Genomic DNA, 22,099 nt, shown 5'->3' on the forward strand with positions numbered 1-22,099 from the left:
ACCCGACATGACCAGTCAGTCCACCCTGAGTTCCGTGCCTGCCCTGGGGACGCGCCCGGCCTCCGGCTCCAACCCGAGCCGAGCCGAGACCCGGGAGCAGCTCTCCAAGGCGTCGTACGACCTCCTCGTGATCGGCGGCGGCATCCTGGGCATCTCCACCGCCTGGCACGCCGCGCAGTCCGGCCTCAGGGTGGCACTGGTCGACGCCGGCGACTTCGCCGGCGCCACCTCCTCCGCCTCCTCCAAGCTGCTCCACGGCGGTCTGCGCTACCTGCAGACCGGCGCCGTGAAGCTGGTGGCGGAGAACCACTTCGAGCGCCGTGCGGTCTCCCGCCAGGTGGCCCCCCACCTGGCGAACCCGCTCACGTTCTACCTCCCCGTGTACAAGGGCGGGCCGCACGGCGCCGCGAAGCTCGGGGCGGGCGTCTTCGCCTACTCCGCGCTCTCCGCGTTCGGTGACGGCGTCGGTCACCTCCTGTCCCCCGCCAAGGCGGCGCAGGACGTGCCCGAGCTGCGCACCGACAACCTCAAGGCCGTGGCCGTGTACGGCGACGACCAGATGAACGACGCGCGCATGGCGCTGATGACGGTCCGCGGGGCCGTCGAGTCCGGCGCGGTCGTACTCAACCACGCCGAGGTGACCGGCCTGCGCTTCACCAAGGGCCGGGTCACCGGCGCGGACCTGCGGGACCGCGTGTCCGGTGACGAGTTCGGCGTCAACGCCCGTCTCGTGCTGAACGCGACCGGGCCGTGGGTCGACCACCTGCGCAAGATGGAGGACCCGAACGCCGCGCCGTCGATCCGTCTGTCGAAGGGCGCGCACCTGGTCCTGAAGCGGACGGCGCCCTGGAAGGCGGCGCTCGCGACCCCGATCGACAAGTACCGCATCACGTTCGCCCTTCCCTGGGAGGACATGCTGCTCCTCGGCACCACGGACGAGGAGTTCGAGGGCGACCCGGCGGACGTCGCGGTCAACGACAAGGACATAACCCAGATCCTGGACGAGGCCGCGTTCTCGATCCGGGACCAGCAGCTGGACCGCGACCTCATCACGTACTCCTTCGCGGGCCTGCGCGTGCTGCCGGGCGGCCCCGGTGACACCGCGAAGGCCAAGCGCGAGACGGTCGTGACCGAGGGCCGGGGCGGCATGCTGTCCGTCGCGGGCGGCAAGTGGACCACCTTCCGGCACATCGGCCGCACGATCATGAAGAAGCTGGAGGCCCTGCCGGGTCACCCGCTGGGCGACGACTTCGAGCCGATCGCCTCGCTGCCGAAGAAGCTGCCGCTGCCGGGCATCGCCAACCCGCGCGCGGTCGCGCACCGTCTGCTGACCGACCGTCCGGCGCCGGGTCCGCGCATGGCGGCCGACACCGCCAAGCACCTGGCCACGCACTACGGTTCGCTGGCCTTCGACATCGCCCGCATCGCCAACGAGAACCCGGAGCTGGGCGAGCGCGTCCACCCGGACGCCCCGGAGATCTGGGCCCAGGTCGTCTACGCCCGGGACAGCGAGTGGGCCGAGACGCAGGACGACGTGCTGCGCCGCCGTACGACGCTGACGATCCGCGGTCTTGCGACGGACGACGTCCGGGCGAAGGTGCAGGACCTGCTCGACAAGAAGTGACCTCGCACGCGCCGCGGGCGGTTTCCGCCGGATGAGCCTCCCGCGGCGCATGGTTCGGCCCACTCCCCTGACCAGGCCGGACCACACGAGGGCGGCCCCTTCCGCACCGGGGCCGGCCACGAACGAAAGGGGCGGCTCCTCGCCGATGGAGCCGCCCCTTTCGCATGCCGTGCAACGGCGGGATGTCCGGCGCTCGTCACCGCGGCTAAGGTCCCGCACATGGAGGACCTGCGCGTGCGCGTCGCCACGCCCGCGGACGGCGAGGTGATCGCCACTGTGCTCACCGACTCCTGGGGCGGCACGCTGATGGTCGGGCACTCGACGGTGTACGACGCCCTCGAACTGCCGGCGCTGCTGGCCGAGCGGGACGGCGAGGTGGTGGGTCTGCTCACCTACGCGCTGGGCCGGGACGGCCTGGAGGTCGTCACCGTCGACGCGAGGGTGCCGCGCATCGGCGTGGGCAGCGCCCTGCTCGCGGCGGCCGCCGAGACCGCCCGGGACGCCGGCGCCGAGCGGGTGTGGCTGGTCACCACGAACGACAACCTGGACGCCCTGCGCTTCTACCAGCGGCGCGGCATGCGCATCGTCGACGTCTCGCCGGGCGCCGTGGACGCGGCACGGTCCCTCAAGCCGTCGATTCCGGCGACGGGCGCCTACGGCATCCCGCTGCACGACGAGATCACCCTCGAACTGCGCCTGTGACCCGGTCGCGCCGGAGCCGTGCTCAGGGAAGCAGCGCCTCGGCGAGCCGCCTCCAGTGCGGCAGCGAGGTTCCGCCCGGCTCGGTGCCGATCACCTGGACGGCGACATGGTCGGCCCCCGCCTCGACATGGGCCCGGAGCTTGGCCGCGATCGTGTCCACGTCTCCCCAGAACACCAGGTCGTCCACGAGGCGGTCGCTGCCGCCGCCCCCGATCTCCGCGTCCGGGTAGCCCAGCCTGCGGAACTTGGCGACGTTGTAGGGGGTGTCGAGGTACGGCCCGAGATGCTCGCGTGCTGTCGCGCGGGCCTTGGCGGGGTCGGTTTCGAACAGCACCGGGTGCTCGACGCCGAGGAAGGCGTCCGGCCCGAGGATCTCCCTGGCTCCGGCGGTGTGGGCGGTGTTGACGTGGTAGGTGTGGGCGCCGAGGGAGCGCTCCCGGGCCAGGTCGAGCATCTTGGGGCCGTACGCGGCCAGGACCCGGCGTACCGGGGACCTCGGCGCGGGGTTGGGTGACTTCTCGGTGAGCGCGTCCAGTTCGTCGAGGTACTCGGCCATCGCCGCCAGGGGTTTGACGCCGGGCCTGCGCAGGCCGCCGAAGCCGAGGCCGAGCAGATGCCGGTCCGGGTAGGCGTCGGCCAGCAGGGTGCTCGCGCCATGGGTCGCCCGGGCCTCGCGCGCCCAGATCTGCGCGATGCCGTTCACGACGTGCAGCTGCTCGGTGGCGGCGAGGAGAGCGCCTGCCTGGGTGAGCGCCTCGCGCCCGCCCACTTCGGGGAACCACACCGCGCGCCAGCCCCGTTCCTCCAGTTCCTGGACCGAGTCGCGTACCTGTGTGGCCGGCTGGTGCTCGAAGTCGAAGGTGTAGATGCCGAAGGTTCCCAGGTTCATCATGGATCGAAATATCGCAGATTCTCGATATGAAGCGCAACGGACATGCCGGCGCGTGGCGTATTCCAACCTCTAGAGGGTTTGGCCGAGTTGGGTGAGCAGCCCGGCGATGCGCTCCTCGTCGCGCCGGTAGTGGGTCCACTTGCCCACCCGGGTCGCCCGTACCAGCCCCGCCCGCTGCAGCTCCGCCAGATACGCCGACACCGTCGACTGGGCCAGCCCCGCCTTGGCCTGGATATGGCTCACGCACACCCCGACGGTCGCGGGATCCGCGATGGCCCGGTCCATGGGGAAGTGCCTCTCGGGCTCACGCAGCCACAGCAGCAGCTGCAGGCGCACCGGGTTCGACAACGCCCGCAGGGCGCTGACCAGGTCGGGGTCCGGTGAGGTCGCTGCGTCGGCCATGGATCCGGAGTATAGGTCGACCGTTCTCCTTACCCCGCATAATGGCGAGAGACATCGGATGTCTCTCACGACATCCTGAACGACTGGGAGGCCGGCCATGGCAGTCACCGACGAGGCGATCGAGAAGATCAAGGGCATGATCGTCTCCGGCGCGCTGCGCCCCGGCGACCGACTCCCCCGGGAGAGCGAACTGGCCGCCGAACTGGGGCTGTCCCGCAACTCGCTGCGGGAGGCCGTGCGCGCCCTGTCGCTGATCCGGATCCTGGACGTTCGCCAGGGCGACGGCACGTACGTCACGAGCCTGGATCCGCAACTGCTGCTGGAGGCACTGAGCTTCGTCGTCGACTTCCATCGCGACGACACGGTGCTGGAGTTCCTCGCCGTACGCCGCATCCTGGAGCCGGCGGCCACGGCGATGGCCGCGTCCCGCATCAGCGAGCAGCAACTGAGCGCGCTGTCCAACCAGTTGGACAAGCTCGGCGACGCCCCGTCGGTGGAGGAACTCGTCGCCTGCGACCTGGAGTTCCACCGGGGCATCGTGCAGAGCTCGGGCAACTCGGTCCTGTGCTCGCTCCTGGACGGCCTGTCCGGACCGACGACACGGGCGCGCATCTGGCGGGGGCTGACCCAGGAGGACGCGGTCAGCCGGACCCTGCACGAGCACCGGGCGATCCTGGCGGCGCTGCGGGACCGGGACGCGGAGGCGGCGCGGTCGTGGGCGACGGTCCACATCGCGAGCGTGGAGCAGTGGCTGCGCTCCACGCTGTGATCTACGGCTCGGACTCGGCCAGTCGGTGCTGCAACTCGATGTGGCGGAACTGGTGGACGGCGCCGGTGCGGCGCAGGACGCCGCGGTGTTCATGGGCGTCGGCGACGAAGGCCATGAGGTCGAAGGGCACCTTGGCGCGCAGGGCGAGATAGCAGCGGGCGACCGCGTAGCGGCTCCAGGCCGACTGACGGATCCCGATGGCCAGCCCGGTCAGCAAGGAGGGGACCAGCCCGACCGCGTACGCCCAGGGCCGGCTCTCGGCGGTGGCCGCGCCCCACACCCCGGTCGACCCCCAGAGAGTGGCGCACCAGCCCTGGGTGCCGATCACCAGGGCGCCGAGGACCACCGCCGTCAGGACGCAGGTGCCCAGGGTGCGCCGGTCGTTGGCCAGGAGGGCGCGGCCCTCGAAGCCGGCGCCGAGATCGACCGGGACCGTCCGCAGACCGTTCAGGAGCACACAGGCCACCGCGAAGACCGCGCCGACCTGGAGCGCCGCCCAGCCGGCCGCGACGGGTTCGGCGGGCGCGATGTACACCTGGACCGAGCCGCCCGACAGGACATCGGCGAGCAGTCCCTCCAGCAGGATGCTGCCCCCGAGCAGCAGTCCGCCCAGCAGGCCCCTGCCCACACCGCGGGGGCTCCAGTGCCAGCGCACCCGGGTCACGGGGCAGGCGGGATCCGTCCCCACGTCGTCCCTGCCGACGACCGCCGCGGTCACTCCGTAGATCAGCGCGCTGACGGTTCCGCAGGCGTTGTCGAAGGACAGCCCGTAGCAGATCGCGGCGGCGAATCCCGTCGCCGGAAGCCGCCAGTCCCAGTCGGCGGGCCACCGCAGGCCGGTCCTGCCGCCGATGGCGAAGCCCGGGATGATCACCCCGACGAGCGCCAGCGCACCTCCGTCGGCCAGGCGGTGCAGCACGAGGTCGAGCGGTACGTCGGGGGCGACCGCCGCCACACACAGCAGCGCGGCCACGATGCCCGCGGCGAGGCCGCCCGCCAGCCCGCCGCAGATCCCGGCCGCCACGACTCCGAGCCCTCCGCGCTCCTCCCACTGCGGCGACGACTGCAACTGCGGGACGAAAAAGTGGCTCACCTCCATGATCACGCCCTCGACCAGCCACCCCAGCGCGCCCAGCAGTGCACCGGCCAGCACCTTGGGCAGGACGGCCGGCACGGCATGGCCGAGCTTCCACCAGGCCACCTCGGCCGCGCCGTCCACTCCCCGCTCCATGTACCGCGCCAGAAACCGCAACGCACCCCGCGCCTCGGCCACGGTCCACCGACACGGCCGTCCCGGATGCGGTCGGTAGGCGGCGTCGACGAAGGAGTCGAGCAGGTGGTGCTCCACGGCCGTCCGCGTCGGGCACCGCAGCAGCCCGCCGGGATCCGGCAGCCGGGTGCCGCCCTCCCCCGGCCGCGGGTTGTAGACGGTCCGCGCCAGCGACACCATCAGCGGGCTCGTGAGCGCCCGTGCCACCGGCGCGTCCGTCCCCAGCACCGCGACCACAGGCTCCCAACGCCGCGCCGCCGGCGTACCGGCCCCGCCCGCGTCCCGCAGCAGATAGTCGGCGACGTCCGAGGCGTCCAGCGGCTCTAGCTCGATCCCCGCCATCCCCGTCAACCGCGCCGGCACGCCCGTAGTGGGCCGCAGCGCCGCCCGGTACTCCGCCGGCCTGCTCGACAGCACCAGCCCGCACCCGTACGGGAGCGCCTCACCGATCCGGTGCAGGGCCGACGCGCTCATCGCGGCGGGCAGTTCGTCGAAGCCGTCGAGTACGGGCAGCACCAGGCGCCGGTCCAGCAGTATCCCGGCAAGCGTCGTCCCCCCGTACTCCCCCGGCGCCGGCCCGCCGAGCTCGGCGTGGTCCTGCACCAGCTTCCGCTCCATCCAGCCCCGCAGATCCACGGCCGTCGGATCCCAGGAGGCCAGGGGAAAGAGCACCGGCACCGGTTCGCCCGCGGTCCGGTCCTCGACCAGTGCGAGCAGCAGCCGCACCAGCAGCAGCGTCTTCCCCGACCCCGGCGCCCCCAGCACGAGCAGCCGCCGGTCGGGCACGCGGTCCGCGAAGAGGGCGCCGATCTGCGCGTCGCGGCCCGCGAGCCCCTGCGTCACCTCGGCCAGTCCGGCGTCGGCACCCCGCCAGGACACCGGCAGCGGATACGGGTCCGCCAGCCGCCGCGCCCGCGCCTCCGCCTCCCACTGCCGTCGTACGGCGACGGCGAGCCGGTCGGCGACCGCGCCGGGGTCCGTCGGTGCGGACGCCGCCTCGGCGCGATCCGCCCGATAGGCGCTCCACGCCAGATAGGCGCCCGCCAGCGTCGGCAGCAGCGCGGCGACCACGGCCGCCGGGTCCTCGACGCGCGGGGCGACCAGCAGCGCCCCCAGCGTCCCCACGCCGCACAGCGTCAGATACACGATCCCGACGCGCCGTACGCGTGACCTGGGGGCAACTCCGCTCACCCGACGAAGAGTTGCGCAGCCGCTGCCCCGCGCGGAGCCGATTCCGGCCGCGGCCACACGAGTGGGTGACGGGTCGGACGCACCCGGCCCGATGCTGCCCGGCCCTGACCACCGCACTCACCCGCCCGGGACACAGATCGGATGACTCCAGGGTGTTCCGGGGTGGCGAACGGGGCAGTGATCCGTTCACTGCCCCGTGCAAGGGGGCTGCGGGCGCCCCCGCCGCACGCCGTAAGGTTGGTTCGTCAGGCGAGGGCACGTCGGAAGGAGGCGCTGGGTGATCGAGCTCGAGGGGGTTCCCGAGCTGATCGACCCGGTCATGGTGGCCGCGTTCGAGGGCTGGAACGATGCCGGCGACGCCGCCTCCACCGCGGTCGCGCATCTGGACAGAGAGTGGAAGGGCGAGGTGTTCGCGGCGCTGGACGCCGAGGACTACTACGACTTCCAGGTGAACCGCCCCACGGTGTGGATGGACGCGGGCGTCCGCAAGATCACGTGGCCGACGACCCGCCTCTCGGTGGTCCGGGTCGGCGGCGAGAAGCCGCGCGATCTCGTACTCGTCCGAGGTATCGAACCGTCCATGCGCTGGCGCTCGTTCTGCAACGAGCTGCTCGGCTTCGCGCACGAGCTGGGCGTGGAGCTGGTGGTCATCCTGGGCGCCCTGCTCGGCGACACCCCGCACACGCGTCCGGTCCCGATCAGCGGCACCACGTCCGACCCGGACCTGGCCCGCCGCATGGACCTGGAGGAGACCAAGTACGAGGGCCCGACGGGCATCGTCGGCGTCCTCCAGGAGGCGTGCACGCACGCGGGCGTACCGGCCGTCAGCCTCTGGGCCGCCGTACCGCACTACGTCTCGCAGCCGCCCAACCCGAAGGCGACGCTGTCCCTGCTCAACCGGCTCGAGGACCTGATCGACGTACGGATCCCGCTGGGCGAGCTGCCCGAGGACGCGCGTGCCTGGCAGGTCGGTGTGGACCAGTTGGCGGCCGAGGACAGCGAGGTCGCGGAGTACGTGCAGACGCTGGAGGAGGCCCGCGACACCGCGGAGCTGCCGGAGGCGTCGGGCGAGGCCATCGCGCGCGAGTTCGAGCGGTATCTGCGGCGCCGGGACGGCGGCCCGTCACCCGGCGACCGTACGCGTCCGCCGATGCCCCCGAAGCCGAGCGGCAAGGACGACGACGAGGACGCGTCGGAGGACTGAGGCTCTCGGAGCCGGACTGAGGGCGGTGCGCCGTGATGCGCACCGCCCTCAGCCATGCCTCAGGTCACGTAGGTCACGCCGGCACGGAGATCACGTCGTACGTCGTCTCCGGCGTCGGCGTGGTGGTGAAGCGCGCGTTGGGCAGGTAGAGCCGGCCGTTGTCCGCGGCCACCGTGGTCGGGACGTCGAACAGCGGGTCGGTGATACGGCGCTGGAGGACGCCGCTGCGGCCGTCGGCGGCGAGGCGGAACACGTCGATGGCGTTCTGCCGGTTCTGCACGACGTACAGCGTCCGCCCGGTCAGCAGCAGGCCGTCGCCGTTGGTGAGGGGTGCCGCGTCGCCGAGGTCCACGCGTTCGGTGACGCCGGTGCGCGGGTTCACCCGGTGCAGGCCGCCGACCCCGGACTGCACGACCAGCAGCGCGGAGCCGTCGGGGGTGGCCGTGATGCCGTTGGCGTTGACGACCTCGCCGGCGACCTGGCTCCAGTCGCCGCTCAGGGTGAGCGTCACGACCTCGCCCGCGCCGGGCAGTTCGCCGTGCCGGCCGAGCGGCAGGGCGTACAGCGCGGGCTGGAAGGAGTCGGTGAACCAGGCCGTGCGCGGGGTGAGGAACACGTCGTTGGCGAAGGTCGGGGTCGCCGTGGTCAGGACGTAGGAGGCGAGGATCGCGCCGGTGCGGGCGTCCACGACGCGGGCGCCCTGGCCGCGCCCGGCGACGAACAGGCGTCCCCGGTGGTCGAGTTTGAGGCCGACCGAGGGCGTACCCGGGCCGGCGGAGATGATGCCGCCCTCGCCGGTGCGCAGGTCGGCGCGGTAGATGGAGCCGTCGCCGAGCGAGCCGAGGTAGGCGTACGGTCCGCCGCCGATGGTGATGCCCTCCGGGCGGAAGCCGTTCGGGAGGTGGATCACGGTGGGCCGGCGCTTTCCGGCCGCCGCCGCGGGGGTGCCGGCGGTGCCGACAAGCACGGCGCCTGCGGTGGCGGCGGTGGCGGCGCCGGCCGTGAGGAGTCTGCGGCGGGTCAAGTGAGGTGCGAAGGAGCGGTGTTCGGGGGCCACTGGGCGTCCTTCCGCGGACAGGACCGGCCAACAGCTGGTCCAACGGTCAACTGACTCCTCCACCCCACCACACGCCGGGCGCCTCCGCAGCCGTGGGCGGACTGTCGACAGGGTCTGGACAGCAGCTGGCCGGATTATGCCGTGACATCTGTTTCTGGACGGATTGCACACGTTGCCCAGTTCAACTTGTTGCCAAACCCCCTTCGCGAAATCGCTCTGGACGGACCGCGCCGCGCGTGCTTGGTTGTCACCCGAAGGCGCGCCGCACCACCCGCACTTGGCAACCCCAGGACCGAAGGGAGCGGCAGACGATGACGGACCAGGCAGAACCGGCGCAGAGCCCGGGAACGGCCGGGCCGGGGCCCGACGGAGCGGGATTCACCTATCGAGGAGCCGAGCGGGAACTGATCGTCGTCGCCCGTCCCGAGGCCCGGCTGCGTGCCCACACAGAGGGCGTACGGTCGGTCGCGGGCGCCGATGTCTCCGCCCTCAACATGTTCCTCAGTGACGAACAACTCACCCTGGAGCCGCTGTTCGGCGGCGAGGAGCGGCTTCAGCAGGCGACGGTCGCGCAGGAGGTGCCCGACCTGGCGCTGTTCTACCGGGTGCGCGGCGGGGAGCGCCGCACCGAGGAACTGCGGGCGCGTATCGCCGCGTTGCCCGGGATCGACACGGCGTATGTGAAGCCGGGCGCGGTGCCGGCCTCCGTCGGACACGTCGGGGAGGGCAGCGGGCGCCTGAAGGAGGGCGCGCCGGTCACGCCCGACTACAGCGGACGGCAGGGCTATCTGCGGCCCGCGCCCGAGGGCGTCGACGCCCACTGGGCCTGGCAGCGGCCCGGCGGCGCCGGTCAGGGCGTGACCGTGATCGACGTGGAGGGCTCCTGGCAGCTGGGCCACGAGGACCTGGCCGGCAAGCTGGCCGGTGTCGTCGTCGGCACCCCGCTGACGGACCTGGCCTGGCGCAACCACGGCACCGCCGTGATCGGGGTGATCGGCGGCGACCGGGGCGAGTTCGGCGTCACCGGCATCGTGCCGGAGACGGTGACCGCGGCCGCGTCCTTCCAGAGCCTCGGCACGGCGGCCGCGATCCAGGCGGCGGCCGACCGGCTGGGCCCCGGCGACATCGTGCTGGTCGAACTCCACCGCCCGGGACCCCGGTTCGAGTTCGCGGACCGCGACGACCAGCGCGGCTACGTCGCGCTCGAATGGTGGCCGGACGACTACGCCGCCGTCCGCTACGCCACCGCCAGGGGCGTCCTGGTCGTGGCCGCCGCGGGCAACGGCGCCGAGTCCCTCGACGACGCGGTGTACGAGCGCCGCCCGGACGAATTCCCCGAGGGGTGGCGCAACCCCTTCAACCCGTCCAACCCGTCCTCCGGGGCGGTCCTGGTCGGCGCGGGCGCCCCGCCGCCCGGCACCCACGGCCGCGATCACGGCCCGGACCGCTCACGGCTCGCGTTCTCCAACTACGGCGCCCGGGTGGACGCGCAGGGCTGGGGCCGTGAGGTGACGACGACCGGCGGCTTCTGGGACCGGCCCGGCGACCTCCAGGGCGGGCCCGAGGAGATCGCCTGGTACACCGACACGTTCTCCGGGACGTCGTCGGCGTCCCCGGTGGTGGTCGGCGCGCTGGCCGCGCTCCAGGGCATGCTCAAGGCGGCGGCCCAGCCTCCGATGTCCCCCGAGCGGGCGCGTGCGGTGCTGCGGGCGACGGGTTCCCCGCAGCAGGACGCGCCGGGCCGGCCCGCCTCCCAGCGGATCGGCAACCGGCCCGACATCAAGGCGGCGGTCACCGATCTGGTGCCGCAGGCGGTCGGCTCGGGCCTCGCCGAGCGGTACTGGGACGAGTTGCTGCCGTATCCACGCGAACTTCCGCCCCGCCTCCGGCTGTTGGTGGCCGGCGAGTGGCGGAACCTGAACCATCCGTCCCCCGAGATCCGCCAGGCGGTCCATACCGCCTTCGCGGGGGGACGGCCCGAAGTCCGAGTGTGGTTCTCGGACGACGAGATCGTCGGCCTGGTCATCACCGGCTGACGCAGCCCATCACATCAAGGGAAGGTGACACCCGAATGAGCACCACCCCGCAGATGAGTCACATGGGACAACAGCAGGGCCAGCAGTACCCGAGCACGTCTCCGTACCAGCAGCCCTTCGGGCAGCAGCAGGGACTCGGCCAGCAACAGCCGTACGGCATGAGCGGCTCCCTGGAGCAGCTCCAGCAGCTCGGCCAGCAGCAGCCGTTCCAGCAGCTGCTCCAGCAGCTCGGTCAGCCGCAGGGCTACGGGCAGCAGCAGAGCTACGGCCAGGCGCTGCAGGGCGAGCAGCAGCAACAGCAGTCCGAGCAGCAGGTGCTGCACCTGATGCAGCAGGTCACGCAGGCCGCCGTCCAACAGGCACCGCAGGCCGGCATCGCGAACGGCTACATCGACATCGTCCAGCCGCTGCCCGGGCAGCCGTCGCAGATCTTCCTGCGCATCAACGGCGTCTTCCGGGTCTTCAACAACCCGAACCCGCAGACCCATGACCAGGTCCAGGAGGCCTTCGCGTTCGGCCACCAGGTCGTCGGCGTATGGGACAGCAGCCAGCCGCTGGTTCTGCGGAGCATCCAGATCCGCAGGATCTGACCGCCGCACCGGAACCAAAAGGGGCGCTTCCTCCCGCGGGGAGGAAGCGCCCTTCTGACGGTCTCGGATCCCTACAGGGCCACGCCCAACAGCGCGTCCACAGCACGCGATACGACGCCCGGGGCGCCGATGTCCGTGCCGCCCTCGGCGTCCTGCCGCTCGACCCAGCGGTCGACCGCGGCGAGCGCGGCCGGGGCGTCAAGGTCGTGCGCGAGGGCGACGCGGATCTCCTCGACGAGCGCCTCGGCCGCGGGCCCGTCGGGCCGGGACACGGCGGCGCGCCAGCGGCCGAGGCGGGCCTCGGCGTCCTGGAGCACCTGGTCGGTCCACTCCCAGTCGGCCCGGTAGTGGTGGGAAAGTAGGGCGAGCCGGATGGCGGCCGGGTCGACGCCGTCGCGGCGCAGCTGGGACACGAAGACGAGATTGCCCTTGGACTTGGACATCTTCTCGCCGTGCAGGCCGACCATGCCCGCGTGGACATAGGCCTTGGCCATGGGGAACTCGCCGGTCAGCACCTGGGCGTGGGAGGCGCCCATCTCGTGGTGCGGGAAGGCGAGGTCGGAGCCGCCGCCCTGGACGTCGAAGCCCATGCCGAGGTGGTCGAGGGCGATGGCGACGCACTCGATGTGCCAGCCGGGCCGGCCGCGCCCGAGCGAGCCGCCGTCCCAGCTGGGCTCGCCCTCACGGGCGGCCATCCACAGCATCGGGTCGAGCGGGTTCTTCTTGCCCGGACGATCGGGGTCGCCGCCGCGCTCGGCGGACAGCAGGCGCATCGCGGCGGCGTCGAGGTTCGACACGTTGCCGAAGTGGGGGTCGGACTCGACGGAGAAGTAGATGTCGCCGTCGAGTTCATAGGCGGCGCCGGCGTCCCGCAGGCGCTCGACGAGCGGGACGATGCCGGGTATGGCCTCCACCGCGCCGATGTAGTGCTGCGGCGGCAGCATCCGCAGGGCGGTCATGTCCTCGCGGAAGAGGGCCGTCTCCTTCTCGGCGAGGGCGACCCAGTCGATGTTGTCGCGCTCGGCCCGCTCCAGGAGCGGATCGTCGACGTCGGTGACGTTCTGGACGTAATGAACCTGCCGCTTGGTGTCGAGCCACACGCGCTGCACGAGGTCGAACGCGTTGTAGGTCGCCGCGTGTCCCAGGTGGGTGGCGTCGTACGGCGTGATGCCGCAGACATAGATACGGGCGACGGGACCGGGGTCGAGGCTGACCAGGCCCCCGGTCGCGGTGTCGTGGATCCTCAGGTCGCGGCCCTGACCGGGCAGGGCGGGGACCTCAGAAGCGGGCCAGGCATACATGTCATGAGCCTAACCGGACGGATGTTCCGTACACGAACCGGACCGGGCCGGATGGCCGGGGAGGCGTTCTTGCGCGATACCGGCCATTGTGCTGCGGACGGGAGAGCGCTGCTAGGGCCTGTCGTTTGGATCAGGCCGGCTGAGAGAGGCTGCGCCTTTCAGCCCACCCGAGCGGGGCCTGGTGCGTGCAGCTGCAAGGCGGAGGAGGGCGGCGACGCGGTGGGGGCACCTCCCGGCCGAAGGCTGGGGGACGTCGGCAACCGACGACAACGCCGCTGGGGGTCCCCCCTGCTCGAAGAGCTTGGGGGAGTGCGTGCCAGGCCCCGCGACGCCGGGATGATCCAAACGACAGGCCCTAGACGGGCGGCCACGGAATGGCCGGCCACTCGCCGCTCGGTTCCGGGTGTTTCCCGGACGTGACAAGCGCCTCGACCCGCGCGCGTGTGGCCTCCACCTCGGCCGCGGTGATCAGCTCGGCCAGCCGTACGGCCAGCGCGCCGCCCTCCTTCAGCCCCTCCCGCAGGGCGCCGAGCACCTCGACGGCCTCTTGGGTCAGGGGCTCACCGGCCCATCCCCACAGCAGCGTCCGCAGCTTGTTCTCGACGTTGAAGGTGACGCCGTGGTCGATGCCGTAGAGCCGGCCGTCCTCGGTGGGCAGCAGATGACCGCCCTTGCGGTCGGCGTTGTTGATCACTGCGTCCAGGACGGCCATGCGTCGCAGCCGCTCGTCGTCGGCGTGCACGAGCAGGGCGGTCCTGCCCTCGCCGACCTCGGCGAAGCCGATCGCCCTCCAGCCCGGTTCGGGCTCCTCGCCGTCCACCAGGGCCAGCAGGTCGGCCTCGGGGGTCACGTCGATCCACAGCTGGCACATGCCCTGGCCGTACGGCCCGTCGCGCAGCACGGTGGGCGGTACGAGCCCCCAGCCGGTGGCCTCGGAGACCTCGTACGCGGCGACCTCGCGCTGGGCGAGGTTCCCGTCGGGAAAGTCCCACAGCGGCCGCTCACCGGCGACCGGCTTGTACACGCAGGTCGCTTCCCGGCCCTCGTGCGCGACAGTGCAGAACAGTGCAGCGTTGGACGCCTCACGGATGCGTCCGCGCACGGTCAGCTCGCCCTCGGTGAGGAGGTCCACCGAGGTCATGCGCCGCGGCGGTATCCGTTCTGGCGCGGACATACGTGTCCTTCCGGGTCGAGCGGGAGGCTGCACAGCGGACACGGCGGCCGCCCGGCGTTGACGACGTCCAGGGCGCGCTTGGCGAAGGCCCTCGCCTGCGCGCCGGTGAGCCGGACCCGCAGCATCGGGGGCCCGTTCTCCTCGTCCTGCAGGAGGCGCTCCTCGGCCTCGGCGAGGTCCTCCTCGGAGTCCGCGTCGAGCTCCACGAGGGCCTGCGCCTCGACGATCATGCGCTGCTCCTCGCCGTCCCAGGCGAGCGCCATGGTGCCGACGCGGAACTCCTCCTCGACGGGGGTTTCCAGCGGGGCGGTGTCGGCGACCTCGTTGGGCGCCATGGCGGGGACGGCGGCATTGCCGCCACTACGCCGTACGACCTCGTCGAGCAGTTCGTCCATGCGCTCGGCGAGTGCGGCGACCTGGGTCTTCTCCAGGGCCACGCTGGTCGACCGGGGGCCGGCGGTGGCCTGGAGGAAGAACGTACGGCGTCCGGGCAGTCCGACCGTGCCGGCCACGAACCGGTCCGGGGGGTCGTAGAGGAACACCTGACGGGACACGTCCTGTCTCCATTGGAATCGTGAGTACGGCGAATCGTGAGTGCGACGAATCGTGCCTGCGGCGCTGCTTCGACCGCTTCACCCTACTGCGCCGGACGATCACGGTGCGCCCGCGCCGCCCCCGACCGTCGCGTCTGCGGCCGGCGGCTCCTCGCGCGGCGCGAGGGACGCGAAATCACCGGTGTCCCCGAGGCGTACGAGGAACGGCCTCAGGCGTGTGTAGCGGATCGCGGTGATGGAACACGGATCAACGGAAATCCTCTGGAAGAGGTCGAGATGAAGACCGAGTGCGTCCGCCACCAGGGACTTGATGATGTCGCCGTGCGAGCACATCAGGTACACGGCGTCGGCCCCGTGATCGCGCTCCACGCGCGCGTTCCACTCCCGCACGGCCTCGGCGGCCCGGGTCTGCATGGCCCGCATCGACTCGCCGCCGGGGAACGCGGCCGCCGACGGATGGGCCTGGACGACCTCCATCAGCGGCTCGCCCCCCAGCTCGGCGAGCTTGCGGCCGGACCAGTCGCCGTAGTGGCACTCGCCGATCCGCTCCTCGGTGTGCGCGGTGAGTGCGGGCCGGGCCTGAAGGAGCGGCCGGATCGTCTCCTGGCAGCGCTCGAGCGGGCTGGTGACGACCTCGGAGATCGGCAGTGCGGCGAGCCGTGCGGGCAGCGCGGCGGCCTGCTGGGCCCCGCGCTCGTCGAGGACGACGCCGGGTGTCCACCCGGCGAGCACTCCCTCGGTGTTGGCGGTGGAACGTCCGTGCCGGACCAGGATCAGGGTGGGCATGCCGCCCAGCGTAGGCGCACGACGGGGTGCGCTCGGCGGCGGAGGGCGGGAGAATACGCTCCGTGATCGTCGACTGCGCCATCTACCGGGACGGGCGCCGCACCCAGGGGCCCGACGACTTCTCCGACGCCCTGGATCTGTGCCGCCTCCAGGACGACGCGTTCGTCTGGATCGGCCTGTACGAACCCACGGAGAAGGAGTTCGACAAGGTCACCGAGGAGTTCGGACTGCATCCCCTGGCCGTGGAGGACGCCCTGAACGCCCACCAGCGGCCCAAGCTGGAGGTGTACGACGACTCGCTGTTCATGGTCCTCAAGCCGGTCGGGTACGAGACGAAGAGCGACATCGTCTCCTCCGGCGAGGTCATGGTCTTCATCGGCGACTCGTTCGTGGTGACCGTCCGGCACGGCGAGGAGGCACCGCTGGGGGTCGTCCGCAACCGGCTGGAGCACGAGCCGGAGATGCTGCGGCACGGTCCCACGGCGGTGCTGTACACGATCGCCGACGCGGTGGTCGACCACTACGTGGACGTGGCGGGCGAGTTGGGCACCGACCTGTCGGAGCTGGAGGCGGAGGTGTTCTCGCCGACCGGCGGCGGCTCACGGCACACGGCCTCGCGCATCTACGCCTTCAAACGGCAGATCATGGAGTTCCGCAAGGCCACCGGCCCGCTCGCGCAGCCCCTGTCCCGGCTCGCGGGCACGGGCCTGATCGGCGCGCGCGTGCCGTTCGTGCACGACAAGGCGCAGCCCTTCTTCCGCGACGTGAGCGACCACCTCACGCGCGTGAACGAGGCCGTCGAGGGCCTGGACCGGCTGGTCTCCGACGTCCTCTCGGCGCATCTGGCGCAGATGAGCGTCCGGCAGAACGACGACATGCGGAAGATCTCGGCGTGGGCGGCCATGGCCGCGGTCCCCACGATGGTCGCGGGGATCTACGGCATGAACTTCGACCACATGCCGGAGCTGCACTGGACCGGTTCCTATCCGGTGCTGATCCTGGCCCTGGCCGCCGTCGAGGTGCTGCTGTACCGGCTGTTCAAACGCCGGGGCTGGTTGTAGGGGCTCAGGCGAACTCGGGTGCCGAGGTGGCGGGTCCGCCGAGGGCGTCGCGGCGCTCCGGCATCCTCAGGGACACCATGCGCCGCCAGCCCGCGAGCCGCTCCCAGGCGTACACGCCGTGGATGCCCGCCGCGAGCACCGCGGCCTTGGCCCGGGGCCAGCCGAGAATGCGGCCCATGTGGTCCATGACGGCGAGGCTGACGTCGCGGTAGACGCCGATCTCGGCCAGGGCGCACTCGCGCAGCGTGGACTGGATGAGCCGGCCGTGTCCTGCCGCCGCGAAGCGCAGCAGCTCCTCGTGCGTGTAGGCGAGGTGGTTGTCCTCGTCGTTGGAGATCATCCGGATCGCCTTGCCGATCACGGCATGGTCGGCGAAGAACTTGCGGAGCATGATCATCTGGTCCGCGGCGCGCTGCTCGGTGACCCGGCTGTGGGCGAGGTAGGTGATGATGTCGTCGACCGTGAGCGGCTTGTCGGCCTTGAGTTTCTCGTGGGCGAGCCCGATGCCGTGTTTCTCCAGAAGCATCGTGTAGTCGGTCTCGGGCGGGACGGGGACGGGTTGCAGGCCGCGCTTCTTCAGCAGGGCGTTGAAGATCCGCCCGTGCTTGTCCTCGTCCGCGCCGTGCCGGGTGATCTTGGGGGCCATGGCGCGCTCGCTGTCGGGTACGAGCGCGGCGATGCGCGCGTTCTCCCAGCCGCCCTGGGACTCGCCGCTGGCGGCGATGGAGCAGAACAGCCGGAAGGACTCGTCGTTGTCGAGGATCTCCTGGAACAGACTCTTGGCCGAAAGCATCGTGGGGCACCTCTCTCAGGACGCCGCAGGATTCCGCAAAGAACGAGTCAAATGCGGTGAGAGAGCCGCTGCAACAGCTGAGTCGGACAACTCCGCCAAAAGAATGACCATCGGGGTCACGACGGGGGCGTAACCGGGTGGGCACGCGCGCGTTGTTCTGCGTGACGGCCGTGGCGGGGAAGACCCCCGAGCCCCCACCACGGCCGCTGAAACTTCCCAGGCGGTACGGCCCTCGGCGTCACGCCAGCCCGGCGCGCTCCAGGGCCTCGCTGCCGGCCCGCAGCGAGGCGAGCCGCTCGTCGAGCGTGAAGCCCGCGGGCGCCAGGGACAGGGTGTTGACCCCGGCGGCGGCGTAGGCCTTCATCCGGTCCGCGATCCGGTCGACGGATCCGAGCAGCGTGGTCTTGTCGATGAGGTCGTGCGGTACGGCTGCCGCGGCGCCCTGCTTGTCGCCGGAGAGGTACTTGGTCTGGATCTCGGCGGCTTCCTTCTCGTAACCCATGCGCTGGGCGAGCTGGTTGTAGAAGTTCTGCTTGGCGCTGCCCATGCCGCCGACGTACAGCGCGGTGTAGGGGCGGAAGGTGTCGGCGAGCGTGGCCACGTCCTTGTCGTCGCCGATGGCGAGCGGCAGGGTCGGGCAGACGTCGAACCCGTCGAGGGTCTTGCCGGCCTTCTCGCGCCCGGCGCGCAGGTACTTGATCGCCGTGTCCTCCAAGTGCTCGGCGGACGGGAAGATCAGCAGGGCGCCGTCGGCGATCTCGCCGGTCTGCTCCAGGTTCTTCGGGCCGATGGCGGCGATGTACAGCGGGATGTGCTCGCGCTGGGGGTGCACGGTCAGCTTGATCGGCTTGCCGGGGCCGCCCGGCAGCGGCAGCGTCCAATGCTGCCCCTCGTACGACAGGCGCTCACGCGTCATGGCCTTGCGGACGATCTCGACGTACTCACGCGTGCGTGCCAGCGGCTTGTCGAACTTGACGCCGTACCAGCCCTCGGAGACCTGCGGCCCGGAGACGCCGAGGCCGAGGCGGAAGCGGCCTTCGGAGAGCGAGTCCAGGGTGGCCGCGGTCATCGCGGTCATGGCCGGCTGGCGGGCCGGGATCTGGAAGATGGCGGAGCCGACGTCGATGCGCTCGGTCTGGGCGGCGACCCAGCTGAGCACGGTGGCCGCGTCCGAGCCGTACGCCTCGGCGGCCCAGCACACGGCGTAGCCCAGCCGGTCGGCCTCCTGCGCGACCGCGAGATTGTCCGCGTCCATTCCGGCACCCCAGTAGCCGAGGTTGATCCCGAGCTGCATGGCCGATCCCCTTACCGATCAGTAACGTCCCTTGTGGCCCAGACCTTAGCGCGGGGCGCCTCTCGCGGGGAGGCCGATGTGGCGGGCGTCGCCCGACCGACCCCGCGCATGCCCGGTAACCGTCGTGAAAACTGGTTATCCACAGGCCCCCACATGGCAGGTTCTGGCCAGTAATCTCGGCGTTCATGGAGCAGAGGCATCTCGGCCGCACCGGCCTGCGCGTGTCCCGGATCGGGCTCGGCACCCTCACCTGGGGCAGGGACACCGACGAGCACGACGCCGCGGACCTCTTGAAGACGTTCTGGGAGGCGGGCGGCACCCTCGTCGACACGGCTGACGTGTACGGCGACGGGGAGGCCGAGTATCTGCTCGGGCGGCTCATGGAGGGGCTGGTGCCGCGGCGGGACCTGGTCATCTCGACGAAGGCGGGCAGCGTTCCCGACCCGGACCGCCGCTTCGACGGCTCGCGCGGCCATCTGCTCTCCGCACTGGACGCCTCGCTGGCCCGGCTCGGGACCGACTACGTCGACGTCTGGCACATACACGCCTTCGACCCGTACACACCACTGGAGGAGACCCTTCAGGCGCTCGACCTGGCGGTCAGCAGCGGCCGCGCGCGTTATGCCGGGGTCTCCAACTTCTGCGGCTGGCAGCTCGCCAAGGCGGCGACCTGGCAGCTCGCGGCGCCCGGCATACGCACCCGCCTGGCGAGCACACAGCTGGAGTACTCCCTGCTCCAGCGCGGGGTGGAACGCGAGGTGCTGCCGGCCGCCCTCGATCTGGGCATCGGCATGCTGCCCTCGTCCCCGCTCGGCCGGGGCGTGCTGACCGGCAAGTACCGCAATGCGACGCCGGCCGACTCGCGCGGCGCCTCGGAGCATCTGGCGCCGTTCGTCGCGCCGTACCTCGACGACACGGCGAGCCGGATCGTGGACGCCGTGCAGACGGCGGCCGACGGGCTGGCCGTCTCCCCGCTCCAGGTCGCCCTCGCCTGGGTCCGCGACCGGCCCGGCGTCGCCGCGCCCGTCATCGGCGCGCGCAACGCGCAGCAGCTCACGGCAGCGTTGTCAGTGGAGGCCCTTAGTCTTCCTGACGAGATCTGCCGGGCGCTCGACGACGTGTCGGCGCCTGTGCACCGCTATCCCGATCACGACTGGAGCACGCTGTGAGCACGGAGCCACCCGAGACCACGGAGGACACGGAGCCGGGGACGCCGGGGGCCGGGGGCACCGAGGCCGGCGAAGGCGTCGTCCCCGTGTCCGAGTCGGGTGACGGTGACGGCGGGACCGCGAGCGAGACCACCACGGCCGAGGGCGACAGCGCGGCCCAACTGTCCGAGGCCGAGGCCGAGCTGGCGGCTCAGCGCCTGGAGCGGGAGCGGATCGAGCGGCGCAAGGCCGAGAAGCAGGCGCCCGTCGAGAGCGGGGCCAAGCTCAGCGGGACGGCCGCCGATCTGCTCGCGGCCGTACGGGCCGTGGAGAGCGGCGCGAAGCCCCCGGCCACCGTCTTCAGGGAGCCGGAGCCACCGCGCCGCCCCGCCCCGGAGCCGGCCCGCCGGCCGCAGCCCGCGGCGCCGCCGGGCGCACCCACCGCCCCCGCTTCGGAGACCGTCGAGTCCGTGCGGCAGGTGCTGACCGAGGGCGGTGCCCCGGAGGCGCTCGCCGCGCAGGTCGCGGAGGCCTTCGGCGAGGGCGCCGCCGACCAGCTGCGGGCGGATCCCTGGCAGTTGCTGCGCGTCGGTGGCGTACGGCCCGAGCAGGCCGACGGGTTCGCGAGGGCGCTGCTCGGCGCGGAATGCGGACCGGACGACGAGCGGCGCGGGCGGGCGGTCACCGTCTGGCTCCTGGAGCAGGCGGCCCTGGCCGGGCACACGGCCCTGGAGATGCCGGCGCTCACCGCGGCACTGGGCCGGCACGCAGTGCCGGACGCCGATACGGCCGTGCAGAACACCCTGGCCGAGGGTGAGGCGTTGGCCTTCCAGGACGCCCTGGACGAGCCCGGCGCCCCGGCCGTGCGCGACGAGGAGGCGGAGGAGGACGAGGAGCGGCCGGTGCGTGTCCTGGTCGGCCTGGAGCGGTACGCCCTGGCGGAGGAGAGCCTCGCGGACGGACTGGGCCGGCTGATCAACTCGGCGCCCAAGCAGGACGGTTCGGCCGAGGAGTGGGAGCGGGCCGCGGCCGGCGCGGGTTCCGCAACCGACCTGATCCGCGCGGTCGCGACCCACGGCCTGGTCCTGCACACCGGTGGGGAGGCGTCCCGCGCGGAACCGGCGGAGCTGCTGCGCGGCGCGCACGCTCTCGGGCTGCGCGCCTGGGCGGCCACGCACGTTCCGCTCGGCCGGGAGCGCTTCTCGGCCCTGCTGAGCGGGCCCGGCAGTCCGGCCGAGCCGGGGTCCGTGCCCGGCGCCGCCACCGTGGCCGGTCTGCTGTCCGGCGCCGAAGGGCCCGGTCGGGACGCGGACGGGGCGTTCGACCTCGATCTGCTCGTCGTGCTCGACGCGCCCCAGTTGGACGTCGAGACGGCCGCCCTGCTCACGGAGTCCCTGCCGGACGGGGCCCGGCTGGTGCTCGCCGGGGATCCGGGGGTGTTGTGGTCGGCGGGGCCCGGGCGGGTATTCGCCGATCTGCTGGCGGCGCGGATCTGCCCGCAGATCGCCTCGCGGCGGCCGGATCCCGGCCCGCTGGGCGAGTTGGTGTCCGGTATCGGCATCGGCGAGCTGAACCAGGTCGAGGCGCCCGGCAAGGAGGTCGTGATCGTGCCCGTGCGGGACGCGGGCGAGGCCGTGCACCGCACCGTGCAGCTCGTGGCGGACTCGGTGCCGCGGGCGATCGGCATCCCGGCGGAGCAGACCCAGGTGATCACGCCGGGCCACGGCGGCGCGGCCGGCACCCGCGCGCTCAACGCCGCGCTCAAGGAGCGGCTCAACCCGGGCCCCGGCCGTTTCGGCGGCTTCGACCCCGGTGACCGCGTCGCGTACTCCCCCGCGCCGGGGCGTACGGTGCCGGGCCAGGTGGTGAAGGCGGACGCCGAGGGACTGCACCTGTCCTGCGCGGGCGAGGCCGTGGTCGTACCGAAGGAGCGGGTGGAGCAGTCCGTGCGGCACGGCTGGGCCGTGACCGCGCACCAGGCGGCGGGCGCCCGCTGGCCCGCGGTCGTCGTGGTCCTCCCCGGCGACGCGGCCCAGGCCCTGAACCGCCCCTGGGTCTACACGGCCTTCAGCCGGGCCGACCGCCACCTCTCCGTGGTCCACGGCGTCGACCAGGCCCTCTCCCGGGCGGTCACCGAGATCCCGGCCAAGCCCCGCACGACCCGCCTCCCGGTCCTGCTCGGACCACTGGTGCCGTCGGTGGACTGATCTGCGGCTGCGGCTGCGGCACACGACAACGGCGGCGATCACGG

General features: G+C 72.3%; 19 protein-coding genes. 9 read left to right on the top strand and 10 right to left on the bottom strand.

Annotated features, from left to right (window positions below; translation table 11 throughout):
* Nucleotides 1-7 precede the first annotated feature (7 nt).
* Nucleotides 8-1,624 carry an FAD-dependent oxidoreductase gene (locus OG254_RS10350; RefSeq protein ID WP_405579772.1) on the top strand — a complete coding sequence of 539 codons (1,617 nt, stop codon included), beginning with the start codon at nt 8-10 and terminating at the stop codon, nt 1,622-1,624.
* A gap of 219 nt (nt 1,625-1,843) precedes the next feature.
* Nucleotides 1,844-2,326 carry a GNAT family N-acetyltransferase gene (locus OG254_RS10355; protein ID WP_405579775.1) on the top strand — a complete coding sequence of 161 codons (483 nt, stop codon included), beginning with the start codon at nt 1,844-1,846 and terminating at the stop codon, nt 2,324-2,326.
* A gap of 22 nt (nt 2,327-2,348) precedes the next feature.
* Here the strand turns inward: OG254_RS10355 and OG254_RS10360 are convergent, their stop codons facing one another.
* Together OG254_RS10360 and OG254_RS10365 are read right to left on the bottom strand one after the other, a co-directional pair.
* Entirely contained in the window at nt 2,349-3,218 is an 870-nt protein-coding gene (locus OG254_RS10360; RefSeq protein ID WP_405579777.1) for a TIGR03620 family F420-dependent LLM class oxidoreductase, read from the bottom strand.
* 69 nt (nt 3,219-3,287) lie between these two features.
* Nucleotides 3,288-3,620, bottom strand: coding sequence for an ArsR/SmtB family transcription factor (locus OG254_RS10365; RefSeq protein ID WP_405579780.1), 333 nt, complete (start codon nt 3,618-3,620; stop codon nt 3,288-3,290).
* Between the two features lie 97 nt (nt 3,621-3,717).
* Here OG254_RS10365 and OG254_RS10370 point away from each other — a divergent pair, with 97 nt between their 5' ends.
* Complete coding sequence (locus tag OG254_RS10370) at nt 3,718-4,389, top strand: FadR/GntR family transcriptional regulator (protein ID WP_147997011.1); 672 nt, start codon at nt 3,718-3,720, stop codon at nt 4,387-4,389.
* A gap of 1 nt (nt 4,390) precedes the next feature.
* On the opposite strand, the gene OG254_RS10375 is transcribed toward OG254_RS10370, so the two are convergent.
* Nucleotides 4,391-6,850: an NACHT domain-containing protein gene (locus tag OG254_RS10375; RefSeq protein ID WP_405579783.1), complete on the bottom strand. Its 2,460-nt coding sequence runs from the start codon at nt 6,848-6,850 to the stop codon at nt 4,391-4,393.
* Nucleotides 6,851-7,127: 277 nt separating this feature from the next.
* On the opposite strand from OG254_RS10375, the gene OG254_RS10380 reads away from it, so the two are divergent.
* A complete protein-coding gene (locus OG254_RS10380; RefSeq protein WP_405579785.1) occupies nt 7,128-8,054 on the top strand; it encodes a PAC2 family protein in 927 nt (308 codons plus the stop codon).
* Nucleotides 8,055-8,127: 73 nt separating this feature from the next.
* Here the strand turns inward: OG254_RS10380 and OG254_RS10385 are convergent, their stop codons facing one another.
* Nucleotides 8,128-9,111 (bottom strand): SMP-30/gluconolactonase/LRE family protein, encoded by a 984-nt coding sequence (locus OG254_RS10385; RefSeq protein WP_405579788.1) that lies wholly within the window; start codon nt 9,109-9,111, stop codon nt 8,128-8,130.
* Between the two features lie 311 nt (nt 9,112-9,422).
* Here OG254_RS10385 and OG254_RS10390 point away from each other — a divergent pair, with 311 nt between their 5' ends.
* Nucleotides 9,423-11,147: a S8 family peptidase gene (locus OG254_RS10390; RefSeq protein ID WP_405579791.1), complete on the top strand. Its 1,725-nt coding sequence runs from the start codon at nt 9,423-9,425 to the stop codon at nt 11,145-11,147.
* Between the two features lie 35 nt (nt 11,148-11,182).
* On the top strand, nt 11,183-11,737 hold the full coding sequence (locus OG254_RS10395; protein WP_405579794.1) for a hypothetical protein: 555 nt from the start codon (nt 11,183-11,185) through the stop codon (nt 11,735-11,737).
* A 71-nt stretch (nt 11,738-11,808) separates the two neighbouring features.
* Here the strand turns inward: OG254_RS10395 and mshC are convergent, their stop codons facing one another.
* From mshC to OG254_RS10415, 4 genes are all read right to left on the bottom strand, one after another.
* On the bottom strand, nt 11,809-13,038 hold the full coding sequence (gene mshC / locus OG254_RS10400) for a cysteine--1-D-myo-inosityl 2-amino-2-deoxy-alpha-D-glucopyranoside ligase (RefSeq protein ID WP_405579796.1): 1,230 nt from the start codon (nt 13,036-13,038) through the stop codon (nt 11,809-11,811).
* A 355-nt stretch (nt 13,039-13,393) separates the two neighbouring features.
* Nucleotides 13,394-14,212, bottom strand: a complete 819-nt coding sequence (locus OG254_RS10405) for an SCO1664 family protein (RefSeq protein ID WP_405579799.1) — start codon at nt 14,210-14,212, stop codon at nt 13,394-13,396.
* A complete protein-coding gene (locus OG254_RS10410) occupies nt 14,176-14,766 on the bottom strand; it encodes a DUF3090 domain-containing protein (RefSeq protein WP_351198407.1) in 591 nt (196 codons plus the stop codon). Before OG254_RS10410 ends, OG254_RS10405 begins: the two co-directional genes overlap by 37 nt.
* 99 nt (nt 14,767-14,865) lie before the next feature.
* Nucleotides 14,866-15,552: a histidine phosphatase family protein gene (locus OG254_RS10415; RefSeq protein ID WP_405579802.1), complete on the bottom strand. Its 687-nt coding sequence runs from the start codon at nt 15,550-15,552 to the stop codon at nt 14,866-14,868.
* Nucleotides 15,553-15,614: 62 nt separating this feature from the next.
* Here OG254_RS10415 and OG254_RS10420 point away from each other — a divergent pair, with 62 nt between their 5' ends.
* Complete coding sequence (locus tag OG254_RS10420; RefSeq protein WP_405579804.1) at nt 15,615-16,613, top strand: magnesium and cobalt transport protein CorA; 999 nt, start codon at nt 15,615-15,617, stop codon at nt 16,611-16,613.
* A 4-nt stretch (nt 16,614-16,617) separates the two neighbouring features.
* On the opposite strand, the gene OG254_RS10425 is transcribed toward OG254_RS10420, so the two are convergent.
* A complete protein-coding gene (locus OG254_RS10425; RefSeq protein WP_405579806.1) occupies nt 16,618-17,406 on the bottom strand; it encodes a ferritin-like domain-containing protein in 789 nt (262 codons plus the stop codon).
* A gap of 238 nt (nt 17,407-17,644) precedes the next feature.
* Nucleotides 17,645-18,700: an LLM class F420-dependent oxidoreductase gene (locus OG254_RS10430; RefSeq protein WP_351198415.1), complete on the bottom strand. Its 1,056-nt coding sequence runs from the start codon at nt 18,698-18,700 to the stop codon at nt 17,645-17,647.
* Nucleotides 18,701-18,885: 185 nt separating this feature from the next.
* Between OG254_RS10430 and OG254_RS10435 the strand changes: the two genes are divergently transcribed.
* Both OG254_RS10435 and OG254_RS10440 read left to right on the top strand, forming a co-directional pair.
* Nucleotides 18,886-19,869: an aldo/keto reductase gene (locus OG254_RS10435; protein WP_405579808.1), complete on the top strand. Its 984-nt coding sequence runs from the start codon at nt 18,886-18,888 to the stop codon at nt 19,867-19,869.
* On the top strand, nt 19,866-22,055 hold the full coding sequence (locus tag OG254_RS10440; protein WP_405579811.1) for a helix-hairpin-helix domain-containing protein: 2,190 nt from the start codon (nt 19,866-19,868) through the stop codon (nt 22,053-22,055). The genes OG254_RS10435 and OG254_RS10440 overlap by 4 nt, the downstream gene beginning before the upstream one ends.
* Nucleotides 22,056-22,099: the final 44 nt, after the last annotated feature.

It is taken from the genome of Streptomyces sp. NBC_01092 (genome assembly GCF_045039535.1).
In the GTDB taxonomy this organism is placed as follows: Bacteria; Actinomycetota; Actinomycetes; order Streptomycetales; family Streptomycetaceae; genus Streptomyces.